The organism is Microcoleus sp. D2_18a_B4, from assembly GCF_036702475.1.
Classification (GTDB): Bacteria; Cyanobacteriota; Cyanobacteriia; order Cyanobacteriales; family Microcoleaceae; genus Microcoleus.
Map to the genome: position 1 here is coordinate 35209 of NZ_JAUBTL010000053.1, position 19802 is coordinate 55010.

A 19802-nucleotide genomic window follows, 5' to 3' on the forward strand; every position below is an offset into this window, starting at 1 on the left:
TTGCCATACCAAAGACAGATGTGTTATCCACCGGGAGTGCAGGATATCCAACCCCAGCCGAGCAGTTTAGATGCCTTCAGTTGCATTGTTGTGGTTAAGATTAATGTGTTGTGGGCTACTGTCGATCGTCAAGAGCATCTATCCCTGACAACTAAAGCTAGGGAAGCACTTGTCACTGAGCACTTATGCTCAGAATTTACTCGGATTTTGGCTACAAAACTCAGATCGGCGCGATCGAGGAATCATGCCGAGCGCCATATTTATGCCCACCCACTCCAAAATCGCGAATTTTCTACTCCTAGAAAAGCAGTTTTTTTGAGTAATATTACTGATTGACAAATGAAATTAAGTCTTCAGTTGTTACCAATGCTCTGCATCTGAAATCGTCATTTACCACAAGTTTAAAAAAGTTGTCCTGCTAATGGATCGATTAAACAATGGAAAGTTTTATCCCTGAAAACTCTGAAGACTGTCAGGGCTGGGCATCCAAGCCAGACTTGTACAAAGAGATCCAAGGAACCAAAGAATTACTGCTGACGATCGCCAACTCGATGCCAATACCCCTGATCGTCAGCAGTCTGGGGGACGGCACAATTCTTTATAGTAACGATTTATGCCGTCAGGCTTTCGGGTTCACAGGATTCAAGTCGATCGACCGCCAAAAAGCCGAAATCCTCTACCACAAACCTGCAGATCGCCAGGAATTGCTGTTGCGGCTCGCCCGCAACGGACACGTCCGCGAGACAGAAGTCCGGCTTAAAAAAGCTGACGGCACACTGTTTTGGGCAAGTGTATCGATGCGGTATCTGACATTGGTGTCGGGGAAAGCTGTTCTGTCGGTGTTCAGCGACATTACGGATCGGAAGCGAGCGGCCGCCAAGGAGCAGGAATTGCTCACGTCAATCCACTCGCGGGCTCGCCAGCAAGCGGCCGTCGCTTACTTGGGGCAGCAGGCCCTGGCCGAAACAGATTTGTCCGCACTGATGGACAAAGCTGCGGTTTTAATTGCTCAAACCCTGGACGTTGATTATTGCCAGGTGTTAGAACTGTTGCCCTCTGGTCATGCTTTTATGCTGCGAGCGGGGGTTGGCTGGCAGCCCGGCCTCGTCGGCAGCGCTACTGTTGCCGCTTCTGCTCGATCGCAAGCAGGTTACACATTGCTAGTGGGTGAACCGACTATCGTCGAAGATTTGCGGGTAGAAACGCGCTTTAGCGAGTTGCCGCTGCTGCACAACCACCGGGCTGTCAGCGGCGTCACTGTAATTATTCCCGGCAATCGGGGGCTCTTGAGCAACTGGGGACAAGCAGAACCAGCCAACAGTTCCTCCTCGCAGGCATGGGGCATTTTGGGGGTTCATACCTGCCAAGGGCGGGTTTTCACTCAAGATGACGTTTATTTTGTAGAAGCGATCGCCAACGTGTTAGCTGCGGCGATCGAGCGGATTCGATCGCAAGAGCGTTTGCAAATGATGGAACGGGCGATCGAAAGTTGCAGCAACGGCATTGCAATCACCGACGCGACTGTTGCAGATAATCCGATTATTTATGTCAATCCGAGTTTTGAGCGGATTACTGGTTATAGCAGAGACGAGTTAATGGGCAAAAATTGCCGATTTTTGCAGGGCACAGAAACTGACGGCCCCGCTGCCCAACAATTGCGAATTGCGATTGAAGAAGGCAGAGAATCTCAAGTTATATTACGCAACTTTCGGAAAGACGGCACGCCTTTTTGGCACGAACTGTCGATCGCTCCGGTTTACAACTCGCGGCGACACTTAACCCACTTTATTGGAGTACAAACAGACATTACCGACCGCCAGCGATCGGAAGAAGAATTATTTTTAAATTCTCAAGCTTTAGCAGCTTTTAGCGCTAATCTTAAACACTTGCACCGGATTACAACTTATCATTATCAAAACTTTGAAGAACTGGTTGACGATTATCTAACAGCAGGCTGTTTGATGTTTGGACTTTCTATGGGCATCATGGCTGAAGTTGACAACGAGACTTTTATTGTTCGAGCAGCGAAAAGCGATTTAGAATACTTCGTGCGAGGCTTAGAATTGAACCTCGGCGATACTTACTGCGCCGCAGTCATTAAACTTAACAAAACTGTTGCGTATTCTCATATAGGAGCAGATATTGAGATGCGCGAACATCCTGCTTATCAGAACTGCAAGTCGGAATCTTACATCGGAACGCCGATATTTGTTAACAATAAAACTTACGGCACGTTGAGTTTTAGTTCGCCGGAAATAAAGAAAAGAAAATTCAAGTACGAGGAAATAGAAATTATAGAATTGATGGCTCAAAGTATTGGCAAAATTCTGGCGGTTCACCAAATGGAAGTCGAACGCCAGCAGGCTGAAAAAGAGCGATGCGAGTTGATAGTATCTCTCAAAGAAAGTGAAGAACGCTATCGCCGTTTAGTAGAACTATCTCCCGAAGCGATCGCCGTTCACAGTCAAGGGAAAATCGCCTACATCAATGCTGCAGGCGCGAAACTCCTCGGTGCGAGTTCTCCCGAAGCGCTCATCGGCTTTCCCGTATTGCATTTCGTCCATCCAAACTATGTGGAAACAGCCAGAGAGCGCATCCGGCTAGTCGAGACAGAAAATCAGCCGCTCGACCTTGCCGAACAAAAACTGATGCGGCTTGACGGACAAATAATAGACGTTGAAATGGCCGGCATCCCCGCTACTTATCAAGGCTCGACGGCCGCCCAGATTATTATCCGAGATGTCACCGAGCGCAAGCGAGTAGAACGGGAACTGCTGCACGGCGCTTTTCACGATGCGCTGACAGGTTTGCCCAACCGCGTTTTGTTCCTAGACAGGCTAGGACAAGCCATCCGGCGATCCAATCAGTCCCCCGATTACAAATTTGGTTTACTTTTCCTAGATTTAGACCGCTTCAAAGTAGTTAATGATTCTTTAGGACACGTTTTAGGAGACAAACTGCTAATTGCCCTCGCGCAGCGACTGCAAACCTGCGTCCGGGTTTCTGATACCGTCGCCCGGCTGGGGGGAGACGAATTCACCATCCTGCTAGACCACATTCAGAGCCTCAGCGACGCCACCCTCGCAGCTAAAAAGATACAAACAGAACTGACGAAGCCGTTTCATCTCGAAGGACACGAAGTATTTACCACCGCTAGCATTGGCATTGTTTTCAGTCGAGGCGAAGCCACCGACAGTGGCGAATCGAATTCGTACACTCACCCGGAAGAATTCCTACGCGATGCTGACATCGCTATGTACCGCGCTAAAGCTTTGGGTAAGGCCCGCCACGAAGTGTTTAATTTGGCGATGCACGACCAAACAATGTCGCTGTTGCAGTTAGAAACTGACCTGCGGTTGGCTATTTTGGGCAAGGAGGAATTAGGAGAGAGCAAGGATCAACGTTCGCACTTTATTGTGCACTACCAACCGATTGTTTCGCTCGCCAGCGGTGCGCTCGAAGGTTTTGAGGCCTTGGTGCGCTGGCACCACCCAGTTCGGGGTCTAGTTCCGCCGTCTACTTTTATCCCTGTAGCTGAAGAAACAGGTTTGATCGTGCCTCTGGGAGCCTGGGTGTTGCGGGAAGCTTGTCAGCAATTGCGGATTTGGCAAGAAATGTTAACAGAGGAACAGAGAAGAAGTCCAATGGAAGTCGGAACGAGGCCCTTCGACTCCCTTCGGCTGCACTCAGGGCAAGTCGCTCAGGGTAACAAGAAGCAAGAAGGCGCTTCGACTTCGCTCAGGGTAACAACAGGGAAGAGGGCAACGGGCAATGTAGGGGATTTAACTGATGTAACAGATACAGGGAATGAGGAACACGCAACTTTTACTGAGCGTAGCCCCAGTATTGGTCACAGGGAAGAAATAATCGGTAAAAAATTACCAATTCCCAGTTACCAATTCCCGATTAGCGATTTCCACTCATCTATTACCAATTCCCAATTCCCAATTACCAATAGTTCGGCTACGTTAAGTACAACTTCCCAGGTACCCATTCCGAATTTTAAATTACCAATTATTGCTCCTTCGCAATTAACAATGAGCGTCAATCTCTCTCCTAAACAGTTAGGTTTCCCGAATTTAATCGATGAAATTGATGAAATTTTAGCAGAAACGGGCTGCAATCCGAGCTGTTTAAAATTGGAGATTACTGAAAGCGCGATCGTAGAAAATGTCAAGAAAGCCAATATTGTGCTAGCCGAATTAAAAGGTAGAAATATTCGATTGTCGATCGACGATTTCGGTACTGGCTACTCGTCTTTAAGTTACTTGCACCGTTTTCCGCTGGATACACTGAAGATCGATCGATCTTTTGTAAGTCGCTTGGGGGCTGTGGAAAATGGTGACGACGGGGGTCAGCCTTTGCAGATTGTGCGGGCGATCGTAACTTTGGCTCACAATTTGGGATTAAATGCGATCGCCGAAGGTGTAGAGACAGCCGAACAGTTATCACAGCTTCGAGAACTAGACTGCGAATTAGCTCAGGGATATTGGTTTTCTAAACCTTTGGATAGTTCTGCCGTGACAGAAATCCTGATAAATCTCGGTAATATAGAAATTAGAGACTGAGTGAGGTAGAGATTGGTAAATAGTGCGTCACATCCTGAAGACATTTTTGCTACCAACTCACAATCTCAAAACTGATGCACCAGGGAATAAATTGTGCATCAAAATTAGATTTTTGGTGATGATATCAAATCTGTTAGCAAAGGAAGAAGGAAGAAGGAAGAAGGAAGAAGGAAGAAGGAAGAAGGAAGAAGGAAGAAGCAATAAAATCAATCGTTTCAGCCATTAACAACGTCCTAACCGTCTTCGCGGTTGCTATATCAGGACGATGCTACCGGATTTGATATGGTTGAAAATTATGAAACTGACGCACAGTAACGCTTTCGCAATTGCCAATTGCCAATTACAACTTACCAATTCCCTATTAACAATTAGCTTTGAGGGGAATCTCGATCGCCAATTCTGTACCCTGTCCGGGCGAAGAAGTGCATTTCAGCGACCCGTTGTGTCTGTCTGTAACAATTTGATAGCTAATTGACAAGCCCATCCCAGTGCCTTTACCCACAGGTTTAGTGGTAAAAAACGGGTCAAAAAGACGAGTGCCGACAGTCTCCGGTATTCCCGGCCCGTTGTCAGCAATCCGAATGATTACTTTGCCCGCTGGCGATATTTCAGTGCGGATGCGGATGTTGCTGGGCTGTTCCCGCATTTCCTCAGCGGAACGGCGCAGATCCCGTTCTTCCAAAGCATCCAAAGCATTGCTCAAGATGTTCATAAATACTTGATTTAACTGTCCGGCATAACATTCTACTAAGGGCAGTTGAGCGTATTCTTTAATCACCTCAATTTCTGGATGATTGTGTTTAGCTTTGAGCCGGTGCTGCAAAATCATCAGGGTGCTATCTATGCCGTCGTGGATGTTGACTGCTTTCATTTCCGCTTCGTCCATGCGGGAAAATGTGCGGAGAGAAGCAACAATTTGTTGAATTCTGTCTGCACCGACTTTCATTGAAGAAAGCAACTTTGGCAAGTCTTCCATCAGAAAGTCTAGTTCAATATGGTCTACTTCTTCTTGAATTTCCGGGACTGGATCGGGATAGTGATTTTGGTAAAGTTCGATCAGGTGTAGCAAGTCTTGGGTATAGTCGTTGGCGTGGGTGAGGTTGCCGTAAATAAAGTTAACTGGGTTGTTGATTTCGTGGGCGACTCCTGCCACAAGTTGACCGAGACTTGACATTTTTTCATTTTGAATTAACTGTGATTGAGTGCTAGTTAATTTCTGTAATGTTTGTTCTAATTCGAGAGCTTTATTGCGAGTTTGGGCGTAAAGATCGGCTTGGTTGAGGGCGATCGCCAATTGAACTGTAATCGATTGCAACAATTCTACTTCGCTGTCGCTCCAGGGTCGTACAGAACAGCAGGAGCAGCAGCTAACTGCACTTATTACCCCAGAAAGTGCCTGCATGGGAATGATTAATACAGATTGGTAGCCCATCGATCGAACGATTTGTTTCCAAACAGGATCTGCGACTGTTTCGACATCATCCACCCGCAGCATTTCCATCTGCAATACTTTTTCTCCCACAGGACCGAAGTCGGAAGCTTGATAGCTACCTGTTAAATCGGGAAGTTCCCGAAGGCGAGATTCTTTAATAATTTCCCAGAAAGGCTCCTCTCCGTCGTCGCGATACCAGGCAAAATTGCAACGATCGATCTGCAGGAAAGCGCGAATTTCCTTAACTGCGACTGTAACGATGCTGTCGAAGTCGAGGGAATTGCGGATTTGAGTAGTGAGGTTGTTGAGCAATTTTTCTCGTTCGGCCTGCTGTCTGAGTCGGGCTTCCGATTGCTTCAAAGCAATTTCTCCCCGCTTGCGCTCAGTAATGTCTTCAGTAACTGCTAATAAATATTGGGGATTGCCTTCTCGATCGAGAATTGCGGTTTTCTTGGTATGAAATATGCGATTCTCGCCTTCTTTTGTTTGAATCACTTCTTCGGGAATGTCTAAAATTTGCCCGCTGGCGAGCACTTCCCGGTCTTTGGTGGTGAAAAAGTCGGCTTGTTCTCTGGGGAAAAAGTCGTAATCATTTTTGCCCATAACTTCAGCAGCGGGGAAACCCATTACCTCTTCGGCGACTGGATTCCACAGTACAAATCGCAACTCTTCTGCTTCTTTGCCAAATACTGCGACGGGTATGGTTTTGAGTACGGATTCCATAAAATTTTGAGCGTGTTGCAGTTCTGCTTCTGCCTGTTTGCGATCGCTAATATCTCGGACGTTGGCAATGACGCTGAGATTCCCGTTGAGATGAATTCTGGACAGGGCAATTTCTGCATCAAAGGTTGAACCGTCGTTGGGACGCCTCGCTTTCCATTCCACGCGACCTGTTTCGCCTGCTAATACTCTTTCCCAAAGTTCTTCCATTTGTTCAATGGGATTGTCGCCACTTGAATAGTCGTTTTTAAATGATAATTTTGTTGCTTGTTCCTGGCTCACTCCGTACATTTCTAACATCCGATTATTGACATCGAGAATGTTGCCTTCTAAGTCGTGAATGAAGATAGCATCGTAGACATTGTTAAAGATTGTCCGCAGGTTTTGCTCGGAAACTTGCAGGGCTGCTTCTGCAAGTTTTCGATCGCCAATTTCTTGTTCTAATTGCGTGACTGCTTCGGACAGTTCGGCCGTGCGATCGCTCACTCGGTCTTCTAACTCGGCGGCTGCTTGTCGCAGGGCTGCTTCGGCGACTTTGCGATCGGTAATGTCGAGCGCCGTACCGAACATTTTTACCACCTTGCCACTGGCATCGGTTTCGGCTTTGCCCAGGGCGTTGAGATGCCGCAGAGTGCCGTCGGGACGGTAAAGGCGCAAGTCAAAATCGAAGGGGATGCCCGCTTCGAGTCCCCGCTGCACTTGAGTCTGCCACAATTCCAAATCTTCTGGATGGATCAGAGCGACCTGTTGGGCTAGGTTGGGCGCACTTTCGGCCGGTTCGAGCCCGAAGATGCGGAAAAGTTCTTCCGACCAAGTGATGGTTCCGGTGGCGGCGTCGAGTTCCCAATTGCCGACGTGGGCGAGCCTCTGGGCTTCTTTGAGCTGCCGCTGGCTGTCGCGGATGGCGGTTTCGGCAACTTTGCGATCGGTAATGTCGAACAATACGCCACAAAATACGATTTCGCCGTTCTCGCTGCGGGTGGGCATGGAGTCGCCCTGCCACCAGCGAATCTCACCGTCGGGCTTGACTAACCGCCCTTCGTAGTGCCAGGGGGATAGGTTTTCTACGGCTTCGTTGACGGAAGCCCTGTGGCTTTCCAAGTCTTCGGGGTGGATGCGGGAAATGAAGCAGGTAATGTCTCGCATCATTTCTCCTGCTGTGATGCCGGTGATATCTTCGATGCGATCGCTCATGTAGTCAACTCTCCACACTCCCTGGCTGCTGCAAAATTGGAACAGAGCTCCGGGGATGGTGGCCGCGATCGTCCTGAACCGGGCTTCACTGGCACTGAGGGCGGCAAAAGTCTGGCGCAGTTCGGCCGTGCGTGCTTCTACTCTGCGCTCTAGTTCTGCGTTGGCGTGTTGTAAGGCTGCTTCTGCTCGCTTGCGATCGGTAATGTCGGTGGCTGTACCGGTGGTGCCGAGGAAGTTTCCGGTTTCGTCGTAGAGGGCGATCGCGTTAAACATCAAATGTTTCATGCTGCCGTCTTTGGCGATTTGAGTGCTTTCGTACTGGAAAATTGATTCTCCCGCAAACAGGCGGGCGAAAGCTTCTAAATCTTTCTGGCTTTGTTCTGGTGTCGCAAAGTCGGAGAATGGCCTACCGATCATTTCTTCTGGTTCGTAACCGTAGATGTACTTAACTGCTGGGTTGACGAAGGTATAGCGTCCTGAAGCATCGACCGACCAAATCATGTCTTGGGAGGTTTCTACCAGGCTGCGGTATTTTGTTTCGCTGGCTTTAACGGCTTCTTCTGCTTCTTTGCGTTCCGTCATGTCGCGGGAGACGCCGACAGTCATGACGATTTGGCCGTCTGCGCTGCGGATGGGTGTTTTGACGGTGCTGAACAGCCGCACTTCTGAGTCGTGCCGCGTCACCGGTTCTTCAGAAATTTGCAGAGTTTGTCCGGTGTCAAATACGAAGCCGTCATCTCTGACGTACTGGAGAGTATTGTCGGGATCGGCGAAAGGCGCGTCTACGATGTCTTGAAGTTCCTCTTGAGTCATGCCGTAATAATCGCGGAATGCTTGATTTGCCCAGACGATTTTCGATTGGGGGCCTTTGACTAATACCATATCGGCGATCGAATCGAGAATTTGGTGATATTTTTGCTCGCTGTCGCGGAGTTTCTGCTGGGCGGATTCGATTTCTGCTATTTGCCTCTGGGTTTGCAAGTGCAGTTCGGCTTGGTAGATGGCAACTGCTAAATGGTCGCCTACTTGTCTGGCAAATTCGATTTCGTCTTCTTGCCACTGGCGGGGTTGACCGCAGGAGTGAATGCACAGCAATCCCCACAAATGTTTCCCTTGCAGCAGCGGTACGACTAAGTTGGCTCGGATTTGAAACCGCTTAAGGATTTTGAGGTGACAAGGGCTCAAGCGGGCTTTGTAGATGTCCGTGACTGCTTGAACGTATCCTTTGGTGTATTTGGCTGCAAATTGTTCGCCGAAGCAGTAGTCGCGGATTTTGGTTCCCAAAGATGGGCTGTATTGGGGCAGTACGTCTTCGGACACTACTTCGCCCTCGTTCAATTGGGATTCGGGAAAGAAGCGGTAGACGGCGACTCGATCGGCATTTAGGAGTTGCCGAACTTCGGTGGCTGTGATTTTGAATATTGTTTCTAAGTCTAGGGATTCACGAATTTTGCTAATAACTCCCATCAGCGCTTGCAGCTTTTTGAACCAGGTTTGAGACTGCGTTTCTCTTTCTAGGTGAGCTAGTTTCTCGCGCAGGTTGATTACTTCGTGATACAGGTATTCCTGAAACATAATGCTTTTTCTTTAGTTATTTTGCGGTTTGTTATCGAGGTTGATGGCATCTCAATAGCGCTCTGCAAGTTGAGCCTGGTAACTCAAAAAGGCAAAGAACATAAGCTGTTGGGCATTTAAAAGAGGATAGTAGGGTGCGGAGCGTACATAAGTATTTCCCATATCCCGCCACTGTTCTAGCTGACGCACCCTACCTCTATCGTTATTGGTTTAAATGTGTAACAGCTTATTCTCCTCCTTCTGCTAGCACTTAGCAGCTACTTACGCTGCATTTCCGTATTTTTTCGAGATTTGGAGGTCAATCGACCATTTTAGCTCCCGTATATTTACTGAAAAATTGGCAGAATTTGCTACTTCTTTTATTCTCAATTATTGAGAATAATGCTAACAAAACTTACACATAAACCGGGTTTATTAACGTAATTAGGTCAGGGAATGTCGGAAAGTGGGAACAAGAAACCCGGTTCCATTGCGAGATCGGGATGAGCGTCTCTGACTAATTTTGACATTTTTTGGGCTCGCCTTCGGTTGCAATTGTCACCTTTTTATTATTACCCCAAACTCCCTCAATGGTTTCCTTGTTTTGGCGATCGCATATCCTGTTGGGATCGCATCTATTAAAATTTGTTTAAATTGAGGCGATCGCCTTTTCTAGAGTTTTAAGTAATGCTCGATTTATCTCTCCTAAATTAGATTTTTTACAATCTTTAGGGTCAGCCGAAATTTTAGATATTTTTCCTTGCCTTCTCGTTATTTCATGCGAGGGATTGAATCTTTTCAACTGATTAAAATTCCCCGAATCAGAGGTTAGTTTTCGGTCAAACAGTTGAGGTAGTTGCAGGCTATGGTTAAATGGACTCAACTCAAGGGCTATTGCCTACCCTTCACCGAAGGCACGCGCGTTCGAGATAGCTTCGCACGCGCGGAGAATTTTTGCCCGATTTTTGCCATTTTTGAGAAGTGTAAAAGTTTTAGATAATACAAATATTTAGGGTATCACATTTTTGGCGAAAGTAAAGGTATTTCAAGCTGGATCAATAGAAATGGCGATCGCGAGGATTAAAGTTTGGGCGAAGTAATGATAAATTCCGTAGAAACTCGCATTTCACTTCCTACCTTTAAAGTGCCACCTTGTTGTTGGGCAATCCGATCGCGAGTGAGAGATAATCCAAAACCGACTGCTTATGCGGTTGGTATAGTAGTAAAAAGAAGATGGCAGATTTTGGCTTTAATTTCTAGAGAAACTCTGATGGTATTGTCGCGCAAACCAAGTTCAACTACTTTTGCCAGTTTTTGCGTTTTTAGCAAGTTTTTGAGAGTAAATTTTATGTTTATATATCGGTTTCTTGCTACCAATTTTTCGGCGTTTGAAATACAGCATAACAACCACGATCAATGATATTTATCAAAGCGCGGTTGAAACCAGATAAGCCAACTTCCGAAAGAGCTATCCCACTGTCACACTCAATATAAATTATTATATTGAAGTGGCGAGCAGGCTGCTGTGCTCAACCAACAGCTACAAGCTTAAGAAGCCGTTTTCAATATTGCCCTGGCTTCCTCAATATTTTGGGCAACCAATTTGCCCGACTTGATAAAGGCTGATCTTTCGGTATCGCTGAGTTCAAGTTCCACTATTTGTTCCACTCCCTGATATCCCAAGCGGCAGGGAGCTCCTAAAAAGATATCTTGCACGCCGTATTCGCCGTGCAAATAAACGCAGCAAGGCAAGAGTCGCGACTGATTAAATAAAATAGATTCTACCATCAAACAGACAGCAGATGCGGGTGCAAAATAAGCACTACCAGTCTTCATCAATTCTACAATTTCTGCGCCGCCGTGGCGAGTCCGCTGTACGAGTCGATCGATCGCCCCAGCATCCATAAGTTGATTGATGGGAATACCGTTGACAGTAGAATAGCGGGGCAAAGGAACCATCAAATCGCCATGAGAACCGATGACAGTGGCATTGACTTGAGCATTTGAAACGCCCAATTCCATTGCAATAAAAGTTTGAAAGCGGGCGGAGTCGAGAACTCCCCCCATCCCCATGACTCGGTGTTTGGGCAAATCTGCAGCTTCCCACGCTAAATAAGTCATGATATCTAGGGGATTTGTGACTGTGATTAAGATTGCTTCTGGAGAATGCTCGATCGCCTGTTTTGTGGCTTCGGTGACAATTCCAGCATTGATTTTAATTAAATCTTCCCGATTGATACCGGGTTTGCGGGGCACTCCGGCGGCAATTACTATGATATTTGAGTTTGCCGTATCTGTATAATCATTTGTACCGACAATTTGGCGATCGTGGTGTTCGACTCCCCTAGCTTCCATCAAATCCAAAGCAACGCCCTGCGGCCAACCCTCCACAATATCTAGCAATACTACATCTGCCAGATTTTTCTCGGCAATTCGTTGGGCTAAGGTGCTGCCGACTTTGCCTGCACCGATAATTGATACGCGGGTTGATGGAGAATTCATTTGATTTTAGATGTTAGATTTTAGATTTTAGATTTTAGATTTTAGCAATCAGCTTAATTGGGGAAAGGTGCGCGGTGTGCACCCTTCGCTACATTAAGAACAGTGAGGTTGAGTTTTGGTGAGTTACTTAAAATCTTCGAGTTGGTCTACCCGCAGCCAAATATTCGGGGTGGGAACTTTGCCAAATTTGACGAAGGCATAGTCGCCGCGAACATCCATCACTTCGCCCTTTGTTTCAAATATATAGGAGGAAAAGCGCTGGTCGCTGGCTTTGGCTTCTAGACTGTTTTCCAATTTTTCGCGTACAGCGCGAACTATACTGCCTTTCTTGATTGCCATAACTTGCTTTGTTTAGTTTAAAAAACTATACAAATTTTAATCTAGATTTGGCTGCAAAGTCACTCGGCGATTGAAATCGCTACTAAACAAACAAAGTCCGCCTACGCGGACTAAGGAATAAAGGGGTGCGATTCGTGGGGTAAATCTAAAATCTAAAATCTAAAGCCTAAAATCCATTGACTGCTTTTTATGTCTGACAAATGGGGCAAAAATGAGTCGATCGCCCTGCTAATTTTATACGTTCGATGGTTGCCGAGCAAGTGCGGCAGGGTTGACCGGCGCGATTGTACACCCAAGCGACGCCGCCGTAGTTGCCGTTGACACCTTGGACGTTGAGAAAATTGCTAAAAGTGGTGCCACCGGATGCGATCGCCTTCTGTAAAACTTGAATAATAGCTGTATGGATGCGCCCAATTTGCTCTGCGGTCAAATCCGCGCACAGAGTTGTGGGCATCACTCCCGACAAAAACAAAGTTTCGTCTGCGTAAATATTGCCCAAACCAGCTATCAGTGCCTGGTCTAGCAAAGCTGTTTTTATGGGTCGCGCCCGCCGTTGCAGCTTGCGGGCCAAATATTCTGTTGTAAATTCCTCTGAAAACGGTTCTGGCCCTAAAAGTTTCAAACCGATGACTGTGCCCGAAACCTCGGTTTCTGCGGGCACGTACCACATTTGCCCGAAGGTGCGCTGGTCTACAAACCGCAATTCTTGGTTTCCTTCAAAAAACAGCCGTACTCGCGCGTGTTTTTGCAGGGGTTCGGATCGGTTCACCCACAGCAGTTGTCCCGTCATCCGCAAGTGAACGCCCAACCAGCCTGCTTTTGAAGGCAAAAGGGAGGGGGAGAAAGAAGGCGTTCGGGAAGAGTTTGGAGTTTGGGCAAGAAATTCTCCCACTCTCCCCCTCTCCCCCTCTCCCTCTCTCCCCCTTTCCCTTTCTCCTTCTGGGAATTGAGATAGTTCTGCCAGTAGATATTTGCCGCGTCTGTACCAGCGGGCGATCGACTTTCCTTTGAGTTGTGTCAAAAAATCGGTCGCAGAGATTGAGCGGGCGATCGTGCTGTTTAACAACACGTCCCCGCCCAACATTTCTCGATCGAGGGTTGCTTGATTCAATCCCCGGCAAATAGTTTCAACTTCTGGCAGTTCTGGCACAATTAGCGTTGTTCTGTTCCTTGATTTGGCGAACCTTCGACGCTGCCGGTCACTTCGGCGCCCGGTTTGCTGTCCGTCGAAGTTTTCGGCTGCTGGGGGGCTCCTCCGCTGCCGGTTTTCCGGGTTTTCTCGTCCAGCGTGGTTTGTTTGCCGCCGGAAGCTACTGGAGTCCCTGTTTTCGCTTTTGCTTTGGGTGCTGACACTTCCACTAATTCGCTTTGGGCGAAGTTGTTGGTGTTGACGCCTGCATAATTTACGCTGTTAAAGCGAACGATAACTGGGTATTTAATGCCGCTTTGGTCTACCGTAGCAACGGTGCCCACTTCTTGATACCAGAAGGATTCTTTGCGGAGAATCCGAACTGTAGAACCGCGTTGAACCATGAGCTTTGTTTCCTTTGCGATGAATAAACGGATAAAGCCATTTTTTTTACTCTAGTCGATCGCGCGACGCATTTGAAGTCTGCAACGAAATTTTTACCTGTCGCGCCGTTTTTTGAGCTGCTGTTTGTAAAGAAAAGTAAATACTTTGCTAGGGCGATCGCTGGGGTTGCAAAATAAATAAACAGACATTATCCGTTAAATACAAGCTGTGCGATCGGATCTATAAAAAAATTTACAAATTGTTGTGGGGTGGCGAGTTTGTTACGGGGGTGTGAGGAGGTTGTCGGGCCCGTTAGGTTGTTGCGGGGGTCGCCAGGGGTTTTAAACCCCTGTCTCATAGCTAAAGTCGTCTAAAGACGACTGAATATACAATTGTATTTTTGGGGCGGGCTGATTGTATTTTGGGGCGGGCTGATTGTATTTTGGGGCGGGCTGATTGTATTTTGGGGCGGGCTGATTGTATTTTGGGGCGGGCGAGACGCCCACCCCACAAGAAAATTTAGTTTTTGTGGAACAGGCATCTTGCCTGTTCTTAAGAATCATTGTGGAACAGGCATCTTGCCTGTTCCTAAGAATGGTGCAAGAGGTGAGATTAATTAACCTTGTATTTAATTATATTGTCGCGCTAAAGTATTGCAAAGCGCGGGGAATATTTACAGTATGTCGTTAGTTGATTTAGCTAATACTAAAGTTAGGGTTCTTGGATGGAGTGCGGTGATGGGTGTTGCGCCAATGATTGCCAGCGCGATCGCCAATCCGGGAGTGACAGCAGCATTGGGTATGATGGCCAATCCAACCGTTGGGGGCATTTCGATATTAGCAACGATCGCGGGCGGTATAGCGGGGAATATGGCGGCTAACGACTTGGGAAATCTGATCGCCGAAAAGTTGGGAAAAAATCCGAATATTCTTGACAATCGCGATTTGATTGAGGCGGCGGGTGAGGCGATCGCCTATCTTTTGAAAGATGTTGCTTCGTCAGATGAATTAATTGCGATCGCCCTTAGTAAAAATTCGTCTGCCAGGGATTTAGATCGATTAGCCGAAAAAACTCCTGAATATTGGCTGAATATTAACACAGAAGGGGTTGATTTGTCAAGGGGTTTAAATATTTCTGAAGACCAACTGACTCTGATTTTTTCGGCGGATGCTGCGGAGTTCGATCGAGTTACGGGATTGACACCGGAAGATTGGGCAAGATTCATCGGGGAATTCGCGGCCAGTGAGGGGAAATCCTTTGATGCAGAAATCGTGGAATTTGTGGCGCAAAGACTGTACGAAACATTTCCGAAGGCGTACCGGGAAGTGCTGAAACAAGATGCAGCCAAGGGAGGAGAAAAGTTTGCGGCGATGCTGTTGAATCTGCACCAAATTGCTTTGGCGGATCTCAAGGATTTGAAGCTGCAAAATCGGGAGATTATCGATAAGTTGGAGGCGGTAGCAACTAAGCAGCAGATTTGTCAAGTGATGGTAAAATTGGAATCTATGCAAAGTGAGATCCGATCCGATTTGGCGCAGGTGCGGGCCTTGCTGCAAAGATATATCGATCCTGCTGCGCCGAGTTTGCCGATTTCTTTTAAGTCCGAGACGATTATTCAGGACAGAATTAAAGACTTTACCGGCCGCAAATTTGTGTTTGAAAAAATTAATGAGTTTTTGGATAAGAATCCGAAGGGCTATTTTGTTTTAGAAGCGGAACCTGGTGTCGGGAAAAGCGCAATTATGGCAAAATGCGTGGAGATGCTGAAACGACGCTGCGTTACTCATTTCAATTCGCGATCGGATGGGATTATCAGCGCTAAAACTTTTTTGGAAAATGCCTGCACTCAGTTAATAGAAGGCTTTAACCTCAAAGAAAAGTACCCGTATTTGCCGGAAAATGCGCTGGAAAACGGCAATTTTCTAGGGAGGTTGTTGGGGGAAGTTAGCGCTAAGTCGAGCAGAGAAAAAAAGTTAATTTTTGTGGTGGATGCGCTGGATGAAGTCGATTTAAATTTGCAAAGTAGCGGCAGCAATGTTCTATATTTACCCAATGATTTGCCGGATAACGTTTATTTTATTGTCTCCAAGCGGCCGGAATTTCTGCCGATGCCGACAGGAAACCGCAAAGTTTTTGATTTGATGGAGTACAGCGCCGAAAGTTTTGCTGATGTCAAGGCTTATCTGGCAAAACGTACCGAGAAAAGCGAGTCTATTCAGAATTGGATTGAGCGTCAGAGTTTGCAGCGGGAAGAGTTTGTGACGGCGGTAGCCCAGAAAAGCGAAAAGAAATTTATCTACCTCCGCTACATCCTCGATGAGATTGAAGGCGGTACTTACAATGATGTGAGTTTAAATGATTTACCAGCGGGCTTGCAGGAATATTATCAAAAACACTGGGGACAGATGATGGGCAGGGAAGACGATCTTCTGCTGGAATTGAAGGTTAGAATTATCTACTTTCTGTCGCAAGCAGAGGAACCAGTTTCTGGTCGCTGGTTGGCTAAATCGGCCGGCGAAAATAATGTTATGAAAGTACAGCAGGTACTCGGAAAATGGAATTCGTTTTTGCGACAGGAGAAAGTAGGAAAGGAAACTCGATACACTATCTATCACAACAGTTTTCGGCAGTTTCTCGAAGCAGATGAAACTGTGCAGTCGGCGGGTATAACACTGGAAGATATTAACGATGATATTAGCGATAACTTTGCAGGAGGAGCGCCGATATGAGCGATTTAGGTGTGTGGTTGGCGCAGCAGTGTCAGGAAGATCGAGATTTGCTGTTGAAATACCAACCGAAGAGATTTGCGAAACGGGGGAAGGTTGACCGTTATTGTGCTTGGTTGACGGATTTCGGTTTTATTGAGATGAAACTGGAATTGTTGGGGGTACAAGCGCTAATTGATGATTACGATTTGGCGAAAATTTCTGATGTGTTGCTGTCGGATGGGCAAGGTGAAACTCTGAGATTGATTCAAGGGGCAATTCGCAAGTCGGCGCACGTTTTGGAGAAGGATAAAACGCAGCTTGCAGGGCATTTGTGGAGTCGGTTGGTGGATTTTGAAACACCTGAAATTCAGGGGGTCGTGAAACAAGCTAAGCAGTCGAGAAATAGTTCCTGCCTGTGGCCTTTGAAGCCTAATCTGGAAAGGGCAAATGAGGGTGCGCTGCGGACGCTTGCCGGTCATAGTTCCAGGGTAACAGCAGTGGCGATCGCACCAGACGGTAAAACAGCGATTTCCGCTTCCAAGGATGAAACCCTGAAAATCTGGGACACCGAGAGTGGCTCTGAACAGAAAACTCTCACGGGTCATAGTTCCAGGGTAACAGCAGTGGCGATCGCACCAGACGGTAAAACAGCGATTTCGGCTTCATGGGATACAACCCTGAAAATCTGGGACACCGAGAGTGGCTCTGAACAGAAAACTCTCATGGGTCATAGTTCCGGGGTAACAGCAGTGGCGATCGCACCAGACGGTAAAACAGCGATTTCGGCTTCCGATGATACCCTGAAAATCTGGGACACCGAGACAGGCTCTGAACTCAAAACTCTCACGGGTCATAGTTCCGGGGTAACAGCAGTGGCGATCGCACCAGACGGTAAAACAGCGATTTCGGCTTCCGATGATCAAACCCTGAAAATCTGGGACACCGAGAGTGGCTCTGAACTGAAAACTCTCACGGATCATAGTAGCGCGGTACTAGCAGTGGCGATCGCACCCGACGGTAAAACAGCGATTTCGGCTTCATGGGATCAAACCCTGAAAATCTGGGACACCGAGACAGGCTCACAACTGAAAACTCTCACGGGTCATAGTTCCGGGGTAACAGCAGTGGCGATCGCACCCGATGGTAAAACAGCGATTTCGGCTTCCGATGATACCCTGCAAATCTGGGACACCGAGACAGGCTCTGAACTCAAAACTCTCACGGGTCATAGTAGCGCGGTACTAGCAGTGGCGATCGCGCCCGACGGTAAAACAGCGATTTCGGCTTCCGATGATCGAACCCTGAAAATCTGGGACACCGAGACAGGCTCACAACTGAAAACTCTCACGGGTCATAGTGACGCGGTAAGTGCAGTGGCGATCGCGCCCGACGGTAAAACAGCGATTTCGGCTTCCAAGGATGAAACCCTGAAAGTCTGGGATTTGCTCACAGGTAAAGAAATTGCTAGTTTCAGGGGAGAAACTGAGTTTAATTGCTGTGCTTTTGCGCCTGATGGAGTGATAGTTGTAGCGGGCGATAAGTCAGGTCGGGTGCATTTCCTGCGATTGGAGGGAGTTAGCGGCGGGCGATAATCGAATTTTTGTGTTTGTAGGGGCGCTCTCAAATAGAGAATGAGAGCAATGGAGTTTTTAAATGCCTGCTAAAGATATTTTTCACGATACTGTCAAAGCTGCTTTACAAAAAGATGGATCGATAGTTATTCGTGAAAACTTTCGGGTGCAAGTCGATGACGAAGGTCTAGCCATGTTTATCGATATGACAGCATAAAAATTAATCACTGTAGAAAAAGAAGGTCGCAAAATAGCTGTGGAAGTTAAGAGCTTTCAAGACCGATCGGACTTCTATCAATTTCATGCTGCTCTCGGTCAATTTCTCAACTGTCGATCGGCATTGAGAGATATTATGCCAGATTTTATAGTATATTTAGCAGTTCCTTTAGAAACCTACGAGGAATTATTTAGATTGAGATTCATTCAAAGACGAGTAGAAGAATACGATATCAAGCTAATTATTTTTCGTCCCGATTTGGAGGAATTTGTGCTATGGAGAGATTAAACTATACTGAAGCGATCGAAAAAATTCTCAACAGCTTCTGTGACATGGTGGTACGAGAAGGAACAGAAGTAAAAATTATTCGCGATCGAGAAAGCGGAAATTCCCTGGTGATTCTCGCAGGCTGGAACGACGGATCGAGAGTCTACGGCATTTCAGTTCACATCGAACTCAAAAATGATAAAATCTGGATTCAGCAGGATAGAACAGATACAGGAATTGCTCAAGAATTAGTAGAATTCGGAGTGCCAAAAACCGATATCGTACTTGCTTTTAAGTCGCCTTTTACCCGAAAGTTTACAGAATACGCAGTCAATTGATTTGAGATTTTTAGCAAATTTTGGTAAACGGGCGATTCCCTACGGGATAGCTACGATCGCGCGCACTTTTGGGCAAACGGCCGATCGCACTTTTGGGATAGGGAAACGGCACCGCCGCGTCCTCTTTTGCCGTTATCATGTTGAAAATTTGAGAAACAGGACTCACGCATTTTTCCCAAAGAAACCGGGTTTTTTACCTGATATGTGGGCGACAACGAAAGATTTTGCTAAAAAACCCGGTTTCTGAGCACCGGTGCGTCCAGGACTGATAAATTAATGACAGATAAAATCGATCGACCTTACGCAACAGTAATACTCGCGATCAGTGCCGACGGTAAAATTGCCGATGCAGTACGATCGCCCGCGAGATTCGGTTCTGCCAACGACAAAGCCCACCTCGAACAGCAAGTAGCAGCAAGTGACGCCGTTTTGTTCGGCAACGGCACTTTACAGGCTTATGGAACGACGATGAGAGTAATTTCGCCGGAATTGGTCAAACAGAGGGAACTGCAAGGGAAGCCCCCACAACCTGTGCAAATAGTGTGTTCGCGATCGCCCCAATTTGACCCAAACTTGCGATTTTTCCAGCAACCGGTGCCTCGGTGGCTGCTGACGGGGCAAGACAGTAGGGAAACGGCATTGCCGTCACCTGTTCCGACGAAAGACAGTAAGTTCGATCGCACATCTGGCACCATTCTCAATAACGGGCAAGATGCCCGTTCCACAAGAGATGCCCGTTCCACAAGAGATGAAATTTCTTGTGGAACAGGCATCTTGCCTGTTAATCAAAGCCTTATTGAGAACAGTAAGTTCGATCGCACATCTGGCACCATTCTCAATAACGGGCAAGATGCCCGTTCCACAAGAGATGCCCGTTCC

General features: G+C 47.1%; 14 protein-coding genes and 1 pseudogene. 9 read left to right on the forward strand and 6 right to left on the reverse strand.

Annotated elements, in window-relative coordinates:
* Positions 1-18: 18 nt before the first annotated feature.
* The 3 genes from QUB04_RS24985 (at position 19) to QUB04_RS24995 (ending at position 4794) form a co-directional block, all read left to right on the forward strand.
* Positions 19-336: a hypothetical protein gene (locus tag QUB04_RS24985; RefSeq protein WP_333288526.1), complete on the forward strand. Its 318-nt coding sequence runs from the start codon at positions 19-21 to the stop codon at positions 334-336.
* A 101-nt stretch (positions 337-437) separates the two neighbouring features.
* A complete protein-coding gene (locus QUB04_RS24990; protein WP_333288528.1) occupies positions 438-4568 on the forward strand; it encodes an EAL domain-containing protein in 4131 nt (1376 codons plus the stop codon).
* Between the two features lie 22 nt (positions 4569-4590).
* Positions 4591-4794: a hypothetical protein gene (locus QUB04_RS24995; RefSeq protein WP_333288530.1), complete on the forward strand. Its 204-nt coding sequence runs from the start codon at positions 4591-4593 to the stop codon at positions 4792-4794.
* A gap of 135 nt (positions 4795-4929) precedes the next feature.
* Here QUB04_RS24995 and QUB04_RS25000 read toward each other — a convergent pair whose 3' ends face one another.
* A complete protein-coding gene (locus tag QUB04_RS25000; RefSeq protein ID WP_333288532.1) occupies positions 4930-9489 on the reverse strand; it encodes a PAS domain S-box protein in 4560 nt (1519 codons plus the stop codon).
* Positions 9490-10567: 1078 nt separating this feature from the next.
* Between QUB04_RS25000 and QUB04_RS25005 the strand changes: the two genes are divergently transcribed.
* Positions 10568-10888, forward strand: coding sequence for a hypothetical protein (locus QUB04_RS25005; RefSeq protein WP_333142989.1), 321 nt, complete (start codon positions 10568-10570; stop codon positions 10886-10888).
* A gap of 128 nt (positions 10889-11016) precedes the next feature.
* Here QUB04_RS25005 and mdh read toward each other — a convergent pair whose 3' ends face one another.
* The 4 genes from mdh to QUB04_RS25025 all read right to left on the reverse strand — a co-directional run bounded on the left by mdh (position 11017) and on the right by QUB04_RS25025 (position 13842).
* On the reverse strand, positions 11017-11970 hold the full coding sequence (mdh, locus tag QUB04_RS25010; RefSeq protein ID WP_333142988.1) for a malate dehydrogenase: 954 nt from the start codon (positions 11968-11970) through the stop codon (positions 11017-11019).
* A 123-nt stretch (positions 11971-12093) separates the two neighbouring features.
* Positions 12094-12309, reverse strand: a complete 216-nt coding sequence (locus QUB04_RS25015; RefSeq protein ID WP_015178120.1) for an NAD(P)H-quinone oxidoreductase subunit O — start codon at positions 12307-12309, stop codon at positions 12094-12096.
* A 187-nt stretch (positions 12310-12496) separates the two neighbouring features.
* Positions 12497-13459 (reverse strand): DNA-formamidopyrimidine glycosylase, encoded by a 963-nt coding sequence (locus tag QUB04_RS25020; RefSeq protein ID WP_333288534.1) that lies wholly within the window; start codon positions 13457-13459, stop codon positions 12497-12499.
* Positions 13460-13461: 2 nt separating this feature from the next.
* A complete protein-coding gene (locus tag QUB04_RS25025) occupies positions 13462-13842 on the reverse strand; it encodes a photosystem I reaction center subunit IV (RefSeq protein ID WP_333053993.1) in 381 nt (126 codons plus the stop codon).
* 660 nt (positions 13843-14502) lie between these two features.
* On the opposite strand from QUB04_RS25025, the gene QUB04_RS25030 reads away from it, so the two are divergent.
* From QUB04_RS25030 to QUB04_RS25045, 4 genes and pseudogenes are all read left to right on the forward strand, one after another.
* On the forward strand, positions 14503-16551 hold the full coding sequence (locus tag QUB04_RS25030; RefSeq protein ID WP_333142986.1) for an ATP-binding protein: 2049 nt from the start codon (positions 14503-14505) through the stop codon (positions 16549-16551).
* Complete coding sequence (locus QUB04_RS25035; RefSeq protein ID WP_333288536.1) at positions 16548-18122, forward strand: WD40 repeat domain-containing protein; 1575 nt, start codon at positions 16548-16550, stop codon at positions 18120-18122. The genes QUB04_RS25030 and QUB04_RS25035 overlap by 4 nt, the downstream gene beginning before the upstream one ends.
* 61 nt (positions 18123-18183) lie before the next feature.
* Positions 18184-18606: pseudogene (locus QUB04_RS25040) on the forward strand (element excision factor XisH family protein).
* Positions 18594-18923, forward strand: a complete 330-nt coding sequence (locus QUB04_RS25045; protein WP_333142984.1) for a XisI protein — start codon at positions 18594-18596, stop codon at positions 18921-18923. Before QUB04_RS25040 ends, QUB04_RS25045 begins: the two are co-directional and overlap by 13 nt.
* A 10-nt stretch (positions 18924-18933) precedes the next feature.
* Here QUB04_RS25045 and QUB04_RS25050 read toward each other — a convergent pair whose 3' ends face one another.
* Positions 18934-19062 (reverse strand): hypothetical protein, encoded by a 129-nt coding sequence (locus tag QUB04_RS25050; RefSeq protein WP_333288537.1) that lies wholly within the window; start codon positions 19060-19062, stop codon positions 18934-18936.
* 137 nt (positions 19063-19199) lie between these two features.
* Between QUB04_RS25050 and QUB04_RS25055 the strand changes: the two genes are divergently transcribed.
* Positions 19200-19802, forward strand: a 603-nt coding sequence (locus QUB04_RS25055) for a dihydrofolate reductase family protein (protein ID WP_333288539.1), incomplete at its 3' end; no start/stop codon positions are given.

Excerpts from the sequence above, each read along its gene's own strand:
- QUB04_RS25005 (WP_333142989.1), top strand. The coding sequence starts at position 10,568 with ATGATAAATTCCGTAGAAACTCGCATTTCACTTCCTACCTTTAAAGTG.
- QUB04_RS25035 (WP_333288536.1), top strand. The coding sequence starts at position 16,548 with ATGAGCGATTTAGGTGTGTGGTTGGCGCAGCAGTGTCAGGAAGATCGA.
- QUB04_RS25025 (WP_333053993.1), bottom strand. The coding sequence starts at position 13,842 with ATGGTTCAACGCGGTTCTACAGTTCGGATTCTCCGCAAAGAATCCTTC.
- QUB04_RS24990 (WP_333288528.1), top strand. The coding sequence starts at position 438 with ATGGAAAGTTTTATCCCTGAAAACTCTGAAGACTGTCAGGGCTGGGCA.
- mdh (WP_333142988.1), bottom strand. The coding sequence starts at position 11,970 with ATGAATTCTCCATCAACCCGCGTATCAATTATCGGTGCAGGCAAAGTC.
- QUB04_RS25015 (WP_015178120.1), bottom strand. The coding sequence starts at position 12,309 with ATGGCAATCAAGAAAGGCAGTATAGTTCGCGCTGTACGCGAAAAATTG.
- QUB04_RS25045 (WP_333142984.1), top strand. The coding sequence starts at position 18,594 with ATGGAGAGATTAAACTATACTGAAGCGATCGAAAAAATTCTCAACAGC.
- QUB04_RS25030 (WP_333142986.1), top strand. The coding sequence starts at position 14,503 with ATGTCGTTAGTTGATTTAGCTAATACTAAAGTTAGGGTTCTTGGATGG.
- QUB04_RS25000 (WP_333288532.1), bottom strand. The coding sequence starts at position 9,489 with ATGTTTCAGGAATACCTGTATCACGAAGTAATCAACCTGCGCGAGAAA.
- QUB04_RS25050 (WP_333288537.1), bottom strand. The coding sequence starts at position 19,062 with ATGATAACGGCAAAAGAGGACGCGGCGGTGCCGTTTCCCTATCCCAAA.
- QUB04_RS24985 (WP_333288526.1), top strand. The coding sequence starts at position 19 with ATGTGTTATCCACCGGGAGTGCAGGATATCCAACCCCAGCCGAGCAGT.